Origin of the sequence: Curtobacterium sp. MCBD17_028 (genome assembly GCF_003234875.1) — a bacterium.
GTDB lineage: Bacteria > Actinomycetota > Actinomycetes > Actinomycetales > Microbacteriaceae > Curtobacterium.
Window position 1 is genome coordinate 39,343 of record NZ_QKTQ01000013.1, and the last position, 15,565, is coordinate 54,907.

Here is a 15,565-nt window from a genome sequence, read left to right on the forward strand (position 1 = left end):
CGTCTCCTCAGTCGCGCTCGCGGAGCGCCCAGAACTGGAACGCGGTCACCGCACCCGTCACGACGACGAGCGCGATGGACTCCGCGGTCGCCGCGCCGAGCTGGAGGTTCACGAACCCGCGGTCGTAGATGTAGTTGACGATCGTGGTCGTCGCCGTGCCCGGCCCGCCCTGGGTCAGGATGAAGAACTGGTTGAACGCGAGCAGCGAGCCGATCACCGAGATGATGACGCTGAGCGCGAGCGTGGACCGGATCATCGGCATGGTGATGAGCCGCTCCTGCTGCCACCAGGACGCCCCCTCGAGGGCGGCCGACTCGTAGACCTCGTCCGGGATGCCCTGCATGGCCGACATGATGAGCACCATCGTCAGCCCGGACACGGCCCAGACGACGAGCACGCAGATGAGCAACGTGGCGAGCGGCGCGTTGACGAGCCAAGCGGTCGTCCCGTCGGTGACGTGGAGCGCCCTGAGGACCAGGTTGACGGCGCCCGAGTTCGGCTGCGCCTCGAGGACGAGCATGAAGCTCAGGGTGGTCAGGCCCACGACGTACGGCAGGAAGAAGATCGTCCGGAGCACGGTGGACCCCTTGCGCCGCGCCCGGATGAGCACCGCGAGGAAGTACCCGAGCGCCAGGATCGGCACCGTCACGATCGCGGTGTACAGCAGCGTGTAGCCGATCGCGTGGACGAACGCCGGGTCCTGGAACAGGTTGGCGTAGTTCTCGAGCCCGATGAACCGGTAGGCGCCGATGAGCGGCCAGTTCGTCAACGAGATGTAGACCGCGAAGACGAGCGGGACGAGCACGAACACGCCGACGAACAGCATCGCGGGCGTGACGAGCGCGAGCCCGGCGGCCGGTGGATGGGTGAGCGAGTTCCGGGGACGGGGACTCCGTCGCTCCGTCCGCTGCGACACCGGGACCCGTCGGGTCCCTGTCAGTGACGACATCGTTGCACCTCTCTGTGCTGGTGACCGCGGCGCGGTCGGACGACCGCTGTACGGTCCTGGGTCGACCGCTCGGCGGTCACGGATGGTGTCTGCGTGCGGGGTCAGGCCTGGGCCTGGTCGAGGATCCGGTCGTACTCGGGCGCCGCGGCCCGCAGTGCCTGCTGCACCCCGGCGCCGAACACCGCGGTGCGGAACATCGTGAAGAACGGTGCCGAGGGCTGGTTCACGAGCAGGTTGTACGCCAGGGTCTGCGGCGCGTAGCCCTTGTCGAGGTTGTCGAGCGGGCGCGAGGCGAGCGGGAACTTCCGCCGGTACTCGGCGGTCGCCGCGTCCCCCCGGGTGGGGAAGTACCCGCCGGTGGGCAGGTTCTGCTGCGGCTTGAGCGAGTTGGCGTACTGCATGAACGCCCACCCGCCGTTCGGGTTCGACGCACCGTTCGGGATGCACATGTTGTCACCGCCGTCGAAGAACGCGCGGCCACCGGTCGGCCCGGGGATGAGCGCGGTCGCCATCTTCTTCTGCATGCTCTTCGTCGAGGCGTTCCAGGTGCTGCCGTAGTTCGTCGGCATGATGCCCACGGTCCCCGCGCGGAAGTCCGCACCCCAGGTCGTGCCCGCGTCCGAGAACGCGTTGCGGGACATGAGGCCGTCCTTCCACAGCTGACGGTAGAACTCGAGCGTCTGTTCGAGCCCGTCGTTCCCGGTGATGTGGCCGTGCTGCTTGCCGACCGCGCCGAGCATCATGTCGGTGCCCGTCGCCCAGATGTGCGGCTGGACGACGAAGCCGAGGATGCCCGGGGAGTTCCCGGCGATCGACCACCCGTAGACGTCGTCACCGAGTGCCCGGATCTTCTTCGCCGCGTCGAGGAGCCCGTCGAAGTCCTTCGTGCTCTCGGTCGGGTCGAGGCCGGCCCGGTCGAACAGCTCGGTGTTGAGGTACAGCATCGAGTTGTCCGCCAGGTACGGCAGGCCGTAGTACCTGCCGCCGCGCTCGAGCAGGTGCAGGTGCCCGGTCGACAGCTGGTCGAAGTAGTCGAGCCCCTTGACCGCCGAGGTGAGGTCGGCGAACGCGTCGCGGAAGATGAACAGCATCGAGTTGATGTCGTCCACGTCGACCACGTCCGGCGGCTCGCCACCACGGATGGCGGTGGCGAGCTTCGTGACGTACTGCGCGTCGGGGACCGGCGTCAGGTCGACGTGGAGGTCCGGGTGGTCACGGTTGAAGTCGGCGACCGTGGCCGTGAGCCCGGCCTGGGTGGCGGCACGGCACCAGACCTGCACGGTGCCGGTCGCCTTGCCGCCGAAGCCGGCGTCCGAGGAGCTGATCGCGGGGAGTGATCCGGAGCACCCGGCGAGCGCGAACGCCGCGCCGCCGAGCACCGACCCCGCCAGGAACGTCCTGCGGTCCATGGGTCACCGGGCCTGGGGGAGCCAGACGCGCATCGCGTCGACGCCGCGGTTGGCCCAGGCGTAGTACGGGATCGCGGTGATGGTGACGGCTTGGAGGGCCGGGGCCGGCTCCGCCACGGTGGTCGCGCCTCCACCGATCCGCCGGTACGGCCACGCGGCTTCGGCGTGCTCGGCCGGGGCCTGCCCCTGCAGGTGCAGGACGGTGATGCCGTCGAGGAGGTCGGCGCGGTACTCGGCGTCGATCGCGGCATCGACGTCGACGAGCACGTCGTCCACGCGGAACCCGTCCTGGTCGGCCTGCTCGACCGCGAACACGAGCGGACCGCGCTCGATCGCGACCTGCCCGCGGCTCGCGTCGATGCGGGCGTCGGCCTCGTAGAGGTGCACGGACATGTCGAACGTGACCGTGACCTCGTCGCCGACCGCGAACTCCCGGGTGACGCGGACCGGCTGACCGGCCTGCACGCCCTCGACCGCTTCGCCGCCGACCGTGACCGTCGTCGCGTCGGACCAGTCCGGCACGCGCAGGTCGAGGGACCACTCGCCCGTGCTCTCGGTCACCGTGACGGTCACCGTGCCGTCCCACGGGGAGGTGGTCTCGACGTGGACGGCACCGCGCTCCCCCGCATAGTCGCCCGTGGCGTACTGGTGCAGCTGGAGGCCCTCACCGCTCTGGGTGGCGACGTAGCCGTCCAGGCTCGCGAACGTCCGCATGATGTTCGGCGGGCAGCACGCGCAGTCGAACCAGCCGCGGCGGCCGTGCGCCGGGGACCGGTTCTCGTCCTGGTGTGCCCGGTCGCGGAGCTGGAGCGGGTTGACGTAGAAGTACTCGGTCCCGGCGAGCGAGACCCCGGCGATGAACGCGTTGTACAGGAGGCGCTCGATGGCGTCCGCGTACACGGGCTTGCCGGTCGCAAGCAGCAGCCGCCACGCCCACTGGACACCGCCGATGGCCGCGCAGGTCTCGGAGTACCCGCGGTCGGTGGGGAGCTCGTACGGGTCGCCGAACGCCTCCATGTCCCAGCGGGACCCGAGGCCGCCCGTGATGTACGCCTTCGTCGCCATCATCGAGGCGAACTGCCGCTCGCTCGCCTCGATGAGCTCGGTGTCACCGGTCTCGATCGCGACGTCGACGGCACCCGACGCCAGGTACACGGCGCGGACCGCGTGGCCCTCGACCGTCTCGGCCTCGCGCACCGGCACCCGGTCCGAGAAGTACGTCGGCTCCTTGCCGTAGCGCTCGATGAGGCCGTGGCCGCGGGCGTCGACGAAGTAGTGGGCCAGGTCGAGGTACTCGCGGCGGCCCGTCTCGCGGTAGAGCTCGACGAGGCCCATCTCGACGACCGGGTGGCCGTCGACGTCGTGGCGCTTGTCCTCGCCGAACGTGCGGACGAGGTGGTCGGCGAGCTTGATCGCGACGTCGAGCAGGGCGGTGTCACCGGTCGCCCGCGACTGCGCCACGGCGGCCTGGAACAGGTGGCCCGCGCAGTACATCTCGTGGCTCCACGGGAGGTCGTGGTAGCGACCCTGGTCGTGGTACCGGACCTGCTGGACCGAGTCGATGTAGCCGTCCTCCGCCTGTGCGCGGGCGACCAGGTCGGTCACCTGCCGCTGGAGCTCGAGGAGGTCGTCGGCGGGCTGCCGGCCGTACTCCCAGGCGACGGCCTCGAGCCACTTGTAGACGTCGGAGTCCATGAAGATCGGTCCGACGGCCTCGCCCTCCTCGACGCCAGCGGCGATGCGGAGGTTGCGGAAGTTCCCGGCGGTCTCGAGCTGCTCGTACCCGGAGCGGATCGCGTCGCGTCCGTTGCGGTCCTGGCGGAGGGCCCAGAAGCCCCCGGTGATCCGCGCCGCGTCGGGCGCGAGGGGGCGGAGCGCGACCCGGGCGTCCCCGGAGGGGCGGACGGGTTCGGCGGTCCGCGGCTGGCCGGCGGTGCCGACGGCGGACGGTGCGGTTGCGGTCATGGTGCGTGACTCCCCGATGTGGAGGGACAGGCGACGCCGACGTGGAGGGCGACGCTGCCCCGGGCAACTTCCCGGTGTCACCGCGGCGATCGTGCCTCGGCAAAACCAGAAAACGGTTTCTGCGGTCACAGTAGGACCGTTGTGCCGCGCTGCGCAAGCCTGTTTCCGTGAGGGTTCTATGATGACGAGGATCCGGTCGGGGCCGAGCGCTCCGACCGACCGGGGACCGGACGACCCCGGCGTGCGGACGGAGAGGACGACGCCGTGACGAGCGAGACGACCAGCCGCGCGAGCGGAGCCGGCACCGTGCGCATCACCGACGTGGCGGCGCTGGCCGGGGTGTCGATCGGGACGGCCTCGAAGGCGCTCAACGACACCGGTCAGCTCCGACAGGAGACCCGCGAGCGCGTGCGAGCCGCCGCCGCGAAACTCGGGTTCGTCGTCGACGCCCGCGGCCGTGCCCTGTCGTCGGGCCGGAGTTACACGGTCGGCATGATCACGACGGACTCGTTCGGCCGCTTCAGCATCCCGGTGATGCTCGGCGCCGAGGACGTCCTGAGCGCCGGGCAGATGGCCGTGCTCATGTGCGACACCCGGGACGACATCGTCCGCGAGAACCACTACGTGCGGTCCCTGTCGTCCCGCCGCGTCGACGGTGTCATCGTCACCGGCCGGAGCGCCGAGGCCAGACCCCCGATCCGCGTCGACATGCCCGTCGTCTACGCGTTCACGCCCTCGACCAGTCCGGACGACGTCTCGATCACCCTCGACGACGCCGCGGGTGCGGCACTGCTCGCGGACCACCTCGTCGCGATCGGCCGCCGTCGCGTCGCGTACGTCACCGGCCCGCAGCACCACTCGGCGGCCCACCGACGCGCGGAGTCCGCGCAGGCCCGGCTCGGGGACCGCCTCGTCGGGCAACCGCTCTACGGCGAGTGGTCCGAGCGCTGGGGCCGTCAGGCCGTCGACCTGCTCGTGCACGGTGGCGCCGACCTCGACGCGATCGCCTGCGGGAGCGACCAGATCGCCCGCGGCGTGTGCGACCGCCTCCGGGAACTCGGACGCTCGGTGCCGCACGACGTCGCGGTGACCGGCTTCGACGACTGGGACGTCATGGCCCTCGCGAGCCGCCCGCCCCTGACCACCGTCAACCTGCGGCTCGAGGAGCTCGGTCGGCAGGCCGGCCGAGCGCTCCTCGCGCTCATCGACGGCGACACACCGGAGCGGCGGCTCGCCGTGCAGCCGACCCTGGTGATCCGCGAGTCGACCGTCGGCGGCTGACCCCGTCGCTGCGGGCGATGACGGAGGTGAACCGGAGGCGGCAGGAGGCGCACCGCCCGTGGTCGCGTGCCCCCGGGCGGGCCGCGGTGCCGGTGGGATGACCGGGCCGACGCCCGGCACCACCGGAGGAACCATGCAGATCATCGCCCTCATGACCGTCAAGGACGAGGTCGACATCGTCGGCGACGTCCTCCGCGCCGCAGCCACGTGGGCCGACGCGATCCACGTCATGGACAACGGCAGCACGGACGGCACCTGGGAGGCCGTGCTCGCCCTGGCGGACGAGCTCGAGCCCGTCGTCGTGTGGGGGCGGTTCCTCGGCACCTACCGTGACTGGCTCCGGCAGTGGCTCTACACCGAGGCCGTGGCGCGCGCCGAGCCGGGCGACTGGTGGTGCCGGCTCGACGCCGACGAGTTCTACGTCGACGACCCGCGGACGTTCCTCCGTGCCGTCGAGCCCACCGCCGACCACGTGATGAGCGCGTCGTTCCAGCACTACCTGACCGAGGACGACCACGCGCGGCTCCTCCGCGACGGCGATGCCCGGGCGTCCTGGCGGGACGTCCGGTGGTTCACGTGCAACCACTCCGAGGTGCGGTTCGTCCGGCACACCCCCATCACGACCTGGCCCGCCGGGTCGGAGTGGCCGCTCGACCTCCGACGACCGGCACGCGCGCGGATCCGCCTGCACCACTACCAGTACCGGTCGCTGCACCAGGCCGGGCACCGGGCGATGGTCCGCTCGACGGGCGTGGACCCGGCGGTCTTCGGGCACGAAGGAGAGGACGACGACGCCTGGTACCGGACCCGGGGCCTGACGCCGCCGGCGCGGACCGACCTGCGCGCCGCCCACGTGGTCCCCGTCGCGCAGCTGACGCTGTCGGAGGCGTTGCCCCCACACGCCCGCCGGGCGCCTCGCGTGCGCGGTGGGCTCCGACGTCGCACCCTCCGCCTGCTGCTCCGCGGCTGGCTGTGGGCGTCTCGACCGGTCCTCCGGCGGATCGCCGCCGTGTGAGCGTCGTCAGGAGCCGTCCGGCACGAGCCGCGCCGCCACGACGACGTTGCGGGTCGCGGCGCTCCCGTCCGGGCTCGGCAGGCACGTGACGACGAGCAACCGCCCGGGCTCGTCGCTCCACAGTGCATCGGCGGCGAGTCCCGACTTCCGCACCGTGCGCGAGGCCTCCACCCGGTACCGGTGGTCGCCCACACGGACCTCGTCACCGGCGCGCACGCGCACGGTGCCGTCCTCGCGGACGATCGCGTTGCCCGGCGCGCGACCCCCGCCACCGAGCGCGTGCATGACGAGCACGACCGTCCCTCGTTCGGCGTCCTCGACGGGCCTCCCCCGGTCCCGCACCCAGTAGGCGGACCGGAAGCCGGGAGGCACGACCACGCCGTCCACCGCGCTCACGGCGCCGACGGGCACGTCGAGGCCGACCGAGGGGACCCGGAGCCGCACGCCGATCGAGGCCTCGGCCGACGCGGCCGGGAGCGGCGAGGCCCCGGGGTCCACGCGGACCGGCCGTCCGTCGAGGTCCCGCCCGCTGACCGGCCCGGTCGAGGCCGGATCCGAGGCCGAGCTCGATGCGGACGGACCTGCGGCACCCGCGCCGGGTGACCCGAAGAGGGCCGCGAGGCACCCACCGGCCACGATGACGGATGCCGTCGGCAGGACGACGCGGAGGGGCAGGATCGTCCGCGGTCGAGGCGGGACCGGCGGTGGCGGCGGCCCGTCCGTGCCGGCGGTCATCCGCGGCGTCGAACGGCCGAGGTGGCGATGGTCACCGCGACGAGGACGGCAGCGAGACCCATGGCACCCGCCGCCGTGCCAGCCGTGCTCACCCGGTCCCGTCCGGGCTGACCCGCGACCGCGCCGCCCGTCTCGATGCGCGTGGCCGGCAGAGGCCGGGGGTCCGTGCCCTGGCCGGTGCTGGCACCCGACCCGCCGTCGCCGTCACCACCGCCGGAGCCCGTGGTCGTCCCGGTCCACCACGTCCGGTCGGAGGCGGTCGGCGCGGGCACCCCGACGAGTGGCGTCCGGTCGGTCCGGGCGGGCGTCCCCGTGGCCGACACCCCGCTCGCCGTCGTCCCCGCGGCGGCCCGGACGGTGCCGGTGCAGGCCACCGACGCCCCGGGTTCGAGCACGGGGACGGTGGCCGGCCCACCCGCGCATGCCAGCCCCTGCCGGTCGACGTGTTCGTCCGTGACCCGGACGTCCGTCAGCACCGTGTTCCCGGTGTTCCGCACGACGGTCTCGCGCCGGAGTCGCTGCCCTTCGGGCACCCGCGGACCCGGCGCCGCGTCGACGTCCCGCCCCTCGGTGCGTGTCGTGACGTCGAGCGCCGGCCGAGCCCCGTCCACCGGGAGCTGCATGCCCCAGAACAGCCCCGAGTTCGGGGTCGTGCCGGGCTCCGCACCCGTCGCCGTGACCGTCAGGTGGTCCACCGGGGTCGTCGTGCGGAACGTCTGCGTCACGCCGGTGTGCCATGCCGGGCAGGTCGCCGTGACGTCGTACCGTCCGGCCGCGGTGTCCTCGGTGACCGCCCCCGGACCGCCCGCACCGGTGTCGGCCTCGTAGCGGAGCCACCGCCCCGTCGGCCCGGCGAACCGCACGGACTCGCGGTCAGCGCTCCCGCAGATGTCGACGTCGTGGACGAACAGCACCGTGCCGGTCGGCAGGGCACCGCCGCGCAGCGACGAGAAGTCGAGCGTCCAGGTCCAGGTGCCCGGGTTCGCGGCGCTGACCCAGAGGTCCGAGTGGACCGTCCCGGTCGGCGGCTGTTCCTCGCCGCCGTCGAACACGCCGCCGGACGCCGGGGTGTGGACCGCGCTCCACCCGTCGGGAGCGCCGTCGGTCGTCATCGTGAAGCGTCCGGTCGCCGCGCTCGGCAGCACCGCACGACGGTCCGCGGCGGGCTCCCGGAACGCGAACTCGGACACGGAGTGGCCCGACGGCATCGCACTGGTCGGTCGGTCGGGGACCGCGGCGCCGTCCTGCGTGAGCAGCCGCGCGCCGACCACGCCGTCGGCGGTCAGCACGGGCGGCGGGTCGTCGATCCCGACCGCGGGTGTCAGCGGCACGGGTGCTGCGGCGGCGACGTCCGGCACCGCGATCGCGGCCATCGCGCCCACGAGCAGCGCGGCGCCGACCGCGCTGCGTCGGCGTCCCCGGGTCCGTCGTCGTACCGTCCGGTGTCGTCGCTGTGCCTGGCGCCCCATCTGCCCTCCACGTCGTGGTGCCGGGACCACGTGCGCTCCCGGACCGGGGGCTCACCGCCCCGAGCGCCGGAACGGTACCGCGGGGCAGCGCGGGCGGTCGCATTCCCGGGATGTCGTACTCCGCCGCCGACGCGGGATCCGGAATCAGGCCTCCACACCGGTGGCGCCGCCCGCGTGCTCGCCCACCACCCGGCCGTCCCGGAGTTCCACGACCCGGTCCGCCTGGGCCATGATGAGCGGGTCGTGCGTCGACACGACGACCGCGACGTCGCGCTCGTGGGCGAGCGTCACGAGCAGCCGCATCACCTGGTCGGCCGTGACGCTGTCGAGCTGACCGGTCGGCTCGTCCGCGAACAGGACCCGGTGCGGCGTCACGATCGCGCGGGCGATCGCGACGCGCTGCTGCTGTCCACCGGACAGCTCCGTCGGGCGCTGGTGCCCGTGACGGCTGAGACCGACGGCCTCGAGGGTCGCGGCGACCCGTGCGGTGCGCTCCGCGACGGGCGTGCGGTCGATCCGGAGCGGGATCTCGACGTTCTCGGCGGCCGAGAGCGTCGGCAGCAGCCCGAAGTCCTGGAACACGAACGCGACGTCCCGTCGCCGCACCTCGACGAGCTCGTCCTCGGTCGCCGTGGTGAGCTCGCGCCCGGCGACCGTGACGGTCCCCGACGTCGGGCGGTCGAGACCGCCGAGGAGCCGGAGGAGCGTCGACTTGCCCGCCCCCGACCGCCCGCGCAGGACGACGAGTTCGCCGGGCGCCACGTCGAGCGAGACGTCCTCGCAGCCCCGCACGCGCTGCCGGCCGTCGCGGTACAGGCGGGTGAGACCCCGAGCGCGGACGACCGGGGTCTCGGTCCGCGTCGCCGCCGCGCGGCGCCCGCTCGTCGTGTCCGTCATGCGCGGGTCCCCTCGTCCGTCATGTCGTCGGGGCCCTCGGCGCGGTAGACGCCCACGTGGTCGGGGCGCAGGAGCACCCGGACGCGGTCGCGGAGGCCCAGCGTCTCGACGTACTCCTGCGGCAGCTGCAGGCGCCCCACCGCGTCGACCACCGTGTACTCCTGCGCACCGGACGCGCCCGCCGCCCCGATGAGCCGGTCGCCGCGCAGGACCTCGGTCGCGGTCCTCCCGTCGCTGATGCGCACGGTGCGCTCGACGTGGTCCGCCACCGCCGGGTCGTGCGTCACGATGAGCGTCGTCGTGCCGAGCTCCCGGTTCACCGTGCGGATCGTCTCGAGCACGTCGGCGCTCGTGGCCTCGTCGAGCTCGCCCGTCGGCTCGTCGGCGAGCAGCACGGCGGGTGCGTTCGCCAGTCCGACCGCGATCGCCGCGCGCTGCCGCTGTCCGCCCGAGACCTCGGCCGGCAGCCGCTCCGTCAGGTCACCGATGCCGAGCAGCTCGAGCAGCTCGGCCGCGCGGCGCTCGCGCTGCCGGGACCCACCGAGCTGCATCGCGAGGAACACGTTCTCGCGGACCGTGAGGTACGGCACGAGGTTCCGCTCGGTCTGCTGCCACACGAACCCGACGACACGACGCCGGTAGTGCAGGTGGTCCCGGGCGCGCATCGTCGTGAGGTCCGTGCCGGCGACCGTGACGCTGCCGGCGGTCGGTCGGTCGTGCCCGGACAGGATCCCGAGCAGGGTCGACTTGCCCGACCCCGAGGCACCGACGAGTGCGACGAGCTCCCCGCTCGCGACGTCGAGGTCGAGGCCCTGCAGCGCCTGCACCTCCACGCCCTCGGTCGTGTACACGCGGACCAGGTCGCGGCATCGAATCGTCATGTGTCGTCCCTTCCGTCGGTGACCCCGGACCGCCGTCGGTCGACGACGACCGCGGCGAGCGTGGCGAGGACCGCCGCGAGTGCGAGCAGCCCGACCGTCGCGGTGGTGGCGAGCGGGTCCACCGTGAGGACCGCCACGGCGTGGTCGGCAGTCCGCGGCACGATCGCGGGCACCACGGCCACCACGGCGGCGAGCCCGAGGACGACCCCGGCGACGAGCCCGAGCAACACCCGGGGGCCGAGCTCCCAGAGCGTCACGGCCGTGCGCTGGCGTCCGGTGAGCCCGAGCGTGCGGAGCATGGCCCCGCGGCGCTGCCGCACGGGGGCCGCGCTCACGACCGTCAGGGCGATCGCGGCCGCCGTCATCGCCGCGGACAGCACGAGGCCGGCGACCACGACCACCACGAGTCCGCCGACGAGCGGATGCGTGTCGACGCCGCGCGTGCGGCCGTCGACCGGGAGGTCCACCGCGGCCGCACTCGTCACGACCACCCCGGCGGTCACCGCGATGCTCGTCGCCCCGACGATCGTCGCGAGGACCCAGCCGGCGGTCGGGCCGCTCCGGACGTCCTCGGCCGTCCCGACGAAGGCGGCGGCACCGCGTCGTCGGACCAACCCGACCACCAGTCGTGCCAACCGCGGGCGGACGCGGAGCAGCAGCACGACGAGCGCGGCCGCCAGCAGCAGGGGCGTGACCGTGACGAACGCGTCCACCGGCCGCGCGCCTCCCGTCGGTGCCGCCGCGCGCTGTGCGACGACCGCGGTCGCCCCGACGGCCATGGCGACCACGAGCGCCTCGGCGACCCACCGGAACCGGGGCAGGAGCGGTCGACGCCGACGCTGCCCGAGGACCTCGGCGAGCGCCACGACCGCGGCGAGCGCCGGCGGGGCGGCCGCAGCGGCGAGCGCGGCGGGCGTCCAGTCCCACCCGCCGACGGGGATCGTGAGGACCGCGGCGAGCGCGCCGAGCGCGGCACCGGGGACGCTCGCGACCGCGAGGTCCCGGGCCGCACCACCGGCCAGGGCGCCGGCACCCGCCCCGCGGTCGCGGAGGAGTGCCCGCACCGCCCGCCGTCGCGCCAGCAGCCCGCTGACGGCGAGGAGCAGGGTGACCCCGGCGACGCCGAGCGGACCGGTCGCGCTCAGGGCGAGCACCGCGGCCGAGGCGGCGGCCCGCTCCTCGTGCAGGGCGAGGAGCTGCGGCAGGAACGTGCCGAGGAGGAGTGAGCGTTGGTCGCCGCTCGTCGCGTCGACGGGCGTGGGGTCGGCGAGCATGCGGGTCAGCGCCTGGCGCACGGCCGGCACCGAGGCCTCGTCGAGGCGGTCGACGTGCAACCCGAACCACACCTGGACGGTCGTGCCGCCGATCGCCGGCGCGATCGCCGGCCAGGTCGCCGCGTCGACGAACACCGACCCGTGGAGGACCGGGGTGCCGTCCGGCAGGAACATGGTCGACGGGGTGCGGCGGTTCGGGTCCTGGGACCACAGGCCGCTGCCGGGGTGCCGGGGCACGAACACGCCGACGAGCCGGACGGGGTACCGGTCGCCGCCGACGTCGACGAGGTCCTGGCGCCGGCCGACGCGCCAGTGCATGGCCCGGACGGTGGCGCGGGACGCGACGACCTGCAGGACGGTCCCGTCGCCGATGCCCGTCTGCACGTGTGGCCAGTGGCCGGCGACGAGGCGCCCGGCGGCCCGCAACTCCGGGGACGTCTGGATCCGGTACGCCGTCTGCTCGTGCACGCCGCCGCGGGGGCCGGTCGCGGCGAAGCCGTCCGGGGTCGGTCGCCCGGGTGGCGCGACGCCGGCCGCCGAGGCCGCGACGTGCCCCCGGTCGAGCACCCGTCGCACGGCGCGCGGGGCGTCCGTGCGCACGCGCTGCAGCAGGCTCGGCACGCTGGTCCACGTCTGCGCGAAGGACGCCGTCTGGGCGTCGAGCTGTGCGAGCGCCGACAGGGGGTCGGGCTGCACGGCGCCGGAGAGGTCGCGGTAGGCCGGACTCGCGCTGTCGACCGTGTGCACGAGGTCCGCGTCGAGCAGGGCGGTCGTCAGGCGCGGCGCGGCGGCCCCGGCGGCGGTGACGACCGCCACGAGCACCGCGACCGCGACGAGTGCGGCCCACTGACCGATCAGGCCCCGGAGCACCAGGTGCCGCCGCGACGGCTGTGCCAGCTGCCCGTGCGGACGACCGATCGCGCGAGGGCCGCTCATCCCCGGCCTCCCGACCGACGGGCACCGCGGGTGACGGCGACGCCGTGCCCGAGCACGACGAGGGCCCCGACGACGAGCACGACGCCGACCGTCAGCGCGATCGGTCCCGGCGCGACCGCGACCGCGACCGGCAGCGCGGGCGGCGCACCCGGCACGCTCGTGCGGGCACTCCCGGCCACCACGAGCGCGGCGGTCAGCGCGCCCGCGAGCACGCCCGCGACGAGTCCGTGCACGACGACCACGGCGGGCGCCGCCGCGCGCACGGCCCCCTGCGTCCCGGCTCGGACGCCGACGGCACGGAGGGCGATCGTCTCGCCGACGCGGTCCCGGGCGGACACGGCGACGGCCGCGACCAGGGTGAGGAGCGCGAACGCGAGCCCTCCGGCCGCCCCGAGCAGGAGCACGTCGGTGTCGAGCGCGAGGAAACGGCGCTGCACGTCGCTCGCGGGGGTGGTGAGCGTGACGTGGCCGTCGAACGCGTGGCGGAGGGTGTCGCGCTGTCCGGCGTCGGCGGCCCAGACCTCCTGGACGCGCTGCGGTTGCCGGGCCTGGGCGAGCATGCCCTGGTCGAGCGCGTCGAGATCGGCGAGCACGGCCGGACCGCCGTCGGTGCCGGGCACGACGGGGACCGTGCCGACGACGCGGGCGTCGAGCCCGGCCCAGGGCCCCGTGATCTGCATCGCGCTGCCGACGTGGAGCCCGACCGCGCGGGCGAGCCGCGCGCTGACGACGACGGGCACCCGTCGTCCGGCCGACGGCATGAGGCGGATGCCGTCACCGCCGGCGACGCTGCTCGACAGGTCGCGGGCCGTGACGGCGATCCGGCCGGGGTCGGTCGTGCGCGCGAGGACGCCCTGGCCGAACGCCGCCGGAGCCGTGGTCCACGACCGCGCGGGCAACGGCACGACCCGTGGTCCGACCCGCAGCGTCCCGATCGCGATCCGGACGTCCTGCACGTCGGCGGTCGGGCGGGCGACGAGATCGACCGCGACGAGGTGCCACGGGCCGCCCGTCGGCAGGGACCCCGCCGCGGTCGAGGTCGACGTCGTGCCGACCCGCAGGACCCCGCCGTGCAGGGACACCGGGGCGAGGTCACCCTGGGCGTCCGCGACCCAGGCGGTGACGGCGATCGGGACGGCGCGGTCGGCCGCTGTGACGGGCGTGCTCACGGGGACGCCGAACTCGCCCGTGGTCGTCGCGAGGGGCCCGAGCGCCGCCGACGTCGACACCAGCCGGAGGGTGACCCGCCCCCGCCCGAGCGCGACGCCGGCCGGGGTGCTCCGGAGCGCCGTCGCTGCGCCCGGGGCGTCGAAGGCCGTGCGCGCGACCGGGAGGAGCCGGGGCAACGCCGGGGCCGCCACGCCGATCACGGCCGCGGATCCGGTCGGGGTGCCGCCCGTGAACCGCAGCACCGGGACGGTCCCGCGTCGGAGCGCCGCCGTGGTGCGCAGCGGTGCCGGCACGAGATCGCCGGGGTCGTCGAGGGCGACACCGCCGCCGACGGTGGCCCGGAGCGCGCCGCCCTGCGCGATGCGGGTCGAGGCCGTCAGGAACGCCGCCGACGTGCCACCGACGCCCGCCGCGAGCACCCCGGTCGCGACGGCGAGTACGAGGAGCGTCGCCGCCGGCGTGTGCACGCGGAGGTCCCGCGCGGCGAGTCGCCCGGCGAGCACCACGCCGAGGTCGCGCCGACGTGCGGCCAGGTGCGCGGCGAGCGTGAGGAGCCCCCCGAGCGCGAGCGCGGCGACGGCGGCGAGTGCCGTGACCGCGGCCGCGGGAGCGACCACCGCGATCGGGTCGACGCCGTCCGCGTGATCGGCGACGGTCCGGAACCGCCAGACGGCGACCGCGGCCACCGCGACGAGGAGCACGAGCGCCGGGACCGTGACGACGAGCGGCGTCCGCACGATCGGCCGGGAGGTCGTGCCCACCAGCGCGCTCGCCGTCGCCGCACCGACGGCGAGCGCGACCACGCCGAGCACCGGGACGAGGACCTCGGCGACGGCGGCCGGCGGCCCGTACCGGGCGGCGAGGAGCGCCTGGCCCGCGGCGGCGCCGACGAGGGCGGCGGGCACGGCGACGGCGAGCGCCTCGAGTGCCGCGAGCCGGACGAGCAGGCCGGGGGTGCCGCCGCGGGCACGGACGAGCCGGTCCTCGTCGACGCGGGCCGCGACGAGGAGCCGCGCGAGCATCGTGAGGGCGACGCCGCCGGCCACGGCGAGCACGGTGACCGGCACGGGCACGGCCTCGTGCAGGGCGACCACGGCGTCGGCGGTGGTCGTCGTGGTCCGGGCGGCGCTGCCGTGCGTCGTGGTCCCGCCCGCGGCGGCGAACCGGCGGGCCGCGGCGTCGGGCAGGGTGGCGAACCCCTCGGCGAGGGCACGGAGGTCGCCGGCACGGACGGCGTCGACGCGCGGCCGGACAGTCCAGGACGAGTGTCGGCCGGAGGCGTGGTGCTCGACCTCGACCGGTGCGGCGCCGAAGGTCCGGCGCACGAGCGCCCGGAACGCGGCGTCCTGACGGACCGGGTCGCCGTCGACCGCGATGGTCACGGACGCGAGCCGGTCCGGGGTCGCGCGCAGGGCCTCCCGCGCGACGGTGGTGGGGGCGCGTACCGCGAGCCCGACCGCGAGCGTGGCGAGGAGTGCGAGGACGGCGACGGTCAGCGCGGTGACCCCGAGCACGGAACGACGGCGGACGGCTCGGCGCCACCAGGGCCGGAGCGCGCTCGGTTCCCCCACCGGTCTCCCCTCG

The 15,565-nt window shown here is 74.9% G+C and carries 11 protein-coding genes; 2 read left to right on the top strand and 9 right to left on the bottom strand.

Annotation, left to right across the window (positions count from 1 at the left end; genetic code table 11):
* Window positions 1-7: 7 nt before the first annotated feature.
* The 3 genes from DEI86_RS13015 to DEI86_RS13025 all read right to left on the bottom strand — a co-directional run bounded on the left by DEI86_RS13015 (window position 8) and on the right by DEI86_RS13025 (window position 4,323).
* Window positions 8-949, bottom strand: a complete 942-nt coding sequence (locus DEI86_RS13015; protein ID WP_111011488.1) for a carbohydrate ABC transporter permease — start codon at window positions 947-949, stop codon at window positions 8-10.
* A 101-nt stretch (window positions 950-1,050) separates the two neighbouring features.
* On the bottom strand, window positions 1,051-2,358 hold the full coding sequence (locus DEI86_RS13020) for a sugar ABC transporter substrate-binding protein (RefSeq protein ID WP_111011487.1): 1,308 nt from the start codon (window positions 2,356-2,358) through the stop codon (window positions 1,051-1,053).
* A 3-nt stretch (window positions 2,359-2,361) separates the two neighbouring features.
* Complete coding sequence (locus DEI86_RS13025; protein WP_111049809.1) at window positions 2,362-4,323, bottom strand: glycoside hydrolase family 127 protein; 1,962 nt, start codon at window positions 4,321-4,323, stop codon at window positions 2,362-2,364.
* A 264-nt stretch (window positions 4,324-4,587) separates the two neighbouring features.
* Between DEI86_RS13025 and DEI86_RS13030 the strand changes: the two genes are divergently transcribed.
* The gene (locus DEI86_RS13030; protein ID WP_258368775.1) at window positions 4,588-5,604 is read left to right on the top strand and encodes a LacI family DNA-binding transcriptional regulator; all 1,017 of its coding nucleotides are present in this window, start codon (window positions 4,588-4,590) and stop codon (window positions 5,602-5,604) included.
* A 133-nt stretch (window positions 5,605-5,737) separates the two neighbouring features.
* Window positions 5,738-6,619, top strand: coding sequence for a glycosyltransferase family 2 protein (locus DEI86_RS13035; protein ID WP_181435237.1), 882 nt, complete (start codon window positions 5,738-5,740; stop codon window positions 6,617-6,619).
* A 6-nt stretch (window positions 6,620-6,625) separates the two neighbouring features.
* Here the strand turns inward: DEI86_RS13035 and DEI86_RS13040 are convergent, their stop codons facing one another.
* The 6 genes from DEI86_RS13040 to DEI86_RS13065 all read right to left on the bottom strand — a co-directional run bounded on the left by DEI86_RS13040 (window position 6,626) and on the right by DEI86_RS13065 (window position 15,552).
* Window positions 6,626-7,354: a class F sortase gene (locus DEI86_RS13040; RefSeq protein ID WP_258376551.1), complete on the bottom strand. Its 729-nt coding sequence runs from the start codon at window positions 7,352-7,354 to the stop codon at window positions 6,626-6,628.
* The gene (locus DEI86_RS13045) at window positions 7,351-8,823 is read right to left on the bottom strand and encodes a hypothetical protein (protein WP_111049811.1); all 1,473 of its coding nucleotides are present in this window, start codon (window positions 8,821-8,823) and stop codon (window positions 7,351-7,353) included. Before DEI86_RS13045 ends, DEI86_RS13040 begins: the two co-directional genes overlap by 4 nt.
* Window positions 8,824-8,967: 144 nt before the next feature.
* A complete protein-coding gene (locus tag DEI86_RS13050) occupies window positions 8,968-9,720 on the bottom strand; it encodes an ABC transporter ATP-binding protein (protein ID WP_111037401.1) in 753 nt (250 codons plus the stop codon).
* Window positions 9,717-10,601 carry an ABC transporter ATP-binding protein gene (locus tag DEI86_RS13055; RefSeq protein ID WP_111049812.1) on the bottom strand — a complete coding sequence of 295 codons (885 nt, stop codon included), beginning with the start codon at window positions 10,599-10,601 and terminating at the stop codon, window positions 9,717-9,719. Before DEI86_RS13055 ends, DEI86_RS13050 begins: the two co-directional genes overlap by 4 nt.
* On the bottom strand, window positions 10,598-12,811 hold the full coding sequence (locus tag DEI86_RS13060; protein ID WP_111049813.1) for an FtsX-like permease family protein: 2,214 nt from the start codon (window positions 12,809-12,811) through the stop codon (window positions 10,598-10,600). The genes DEI86_RS13055 and DEI86_RS13060 overlap by 4 nt, the downstream gene beginning before the upstream one ends.
* Window positions 12,808-15,552, bottom strand: a complete 2,745-nt coding sequence (locus tag DEI86_RS13065) for a hypothetical protein (protein WP_111049814.1) — start codon at window positions 15,550-15,552, stop codon at window positions 12,808-12,810. The genes DEI86_RS13060 and DEI86_RS13065 overlap by 4 nt, the downstream gene beginning before the upstream one ends.
* Window positions 15,553-15,565: the final 13 nt, after the last annotated feature.

What these genes read in the sequence shown, in the direction of transcription:
- DEI86_RS13015 (WP_111011488.1), bottom strand. Translation starts at nt 949, where the DNA reads ATGTCGTCACTGACAGGGACCCGACGGGTCCCGGTGTCGCAGCGGACG.
- DEI86_RS13020 (WP_111011487.1), bottom strand. Translation starts at nt 2,358, where the DNA reads ATGGACCGCAGGACGTTCCTGGCGGGGTCGGTGCTCGGCGGCGCGGCG.
- DEI86_RS13025 (WP_111049809.1), bottom strand. Translation starts at nt 4,323, where the DNA reads ATGACCGCAACCGCACCGTCCGCCGTCGGCACCGCCGGCCAGCCGCGG.
- DEI86_RS13035 (WP_181435237.1), top strand. Translation starts at nt 5,738, where the DNA reads ATGCAGATCATCGCCCTCATGACCGTCAAGGACGAGGTCGACATCGTC.
- DEI86_RS13040 (WP_258376551.1), bottom strand. Translation starts at nt 7,354, where the DNA reads ATGACCGCCGGCACGGACGGGCCGCCGCCACCGCCGGTCCCGCCTCGA.
- DEI86_RS13045 (WP_111049811.1), bottom strand. Translation starts at nt 8,823, where the DNA reads ATGGGGCGCCAGGCACAGCGACGACACCGGACGGTACGACGACGGACC.
- DEI86_RS13050 (WP_111037401.1), bottom strand. Translation starts at nt 9,720, where the DNA reads ATGACGGACACGACGAGCGGGCGCCGCGCGGCGGCGACGCGGACCGAG.
- DEI86_RS13055 (WP_111049812.1), bottom strand. Translation starts at nt 10,601, where the DNA reads ATGACGATTCGATGCCGCGACCTGGTCCGCGTGTACACGACCGAGGGC.
- DEI86_RS13060 (WP_111049813.1), bottom strand. Translation starts at nt 12,811, where the DNA reads ATGAGCGGCCCTCGCGCGATCGGTCGTCCGCACGGGCAGCTGGCACAG.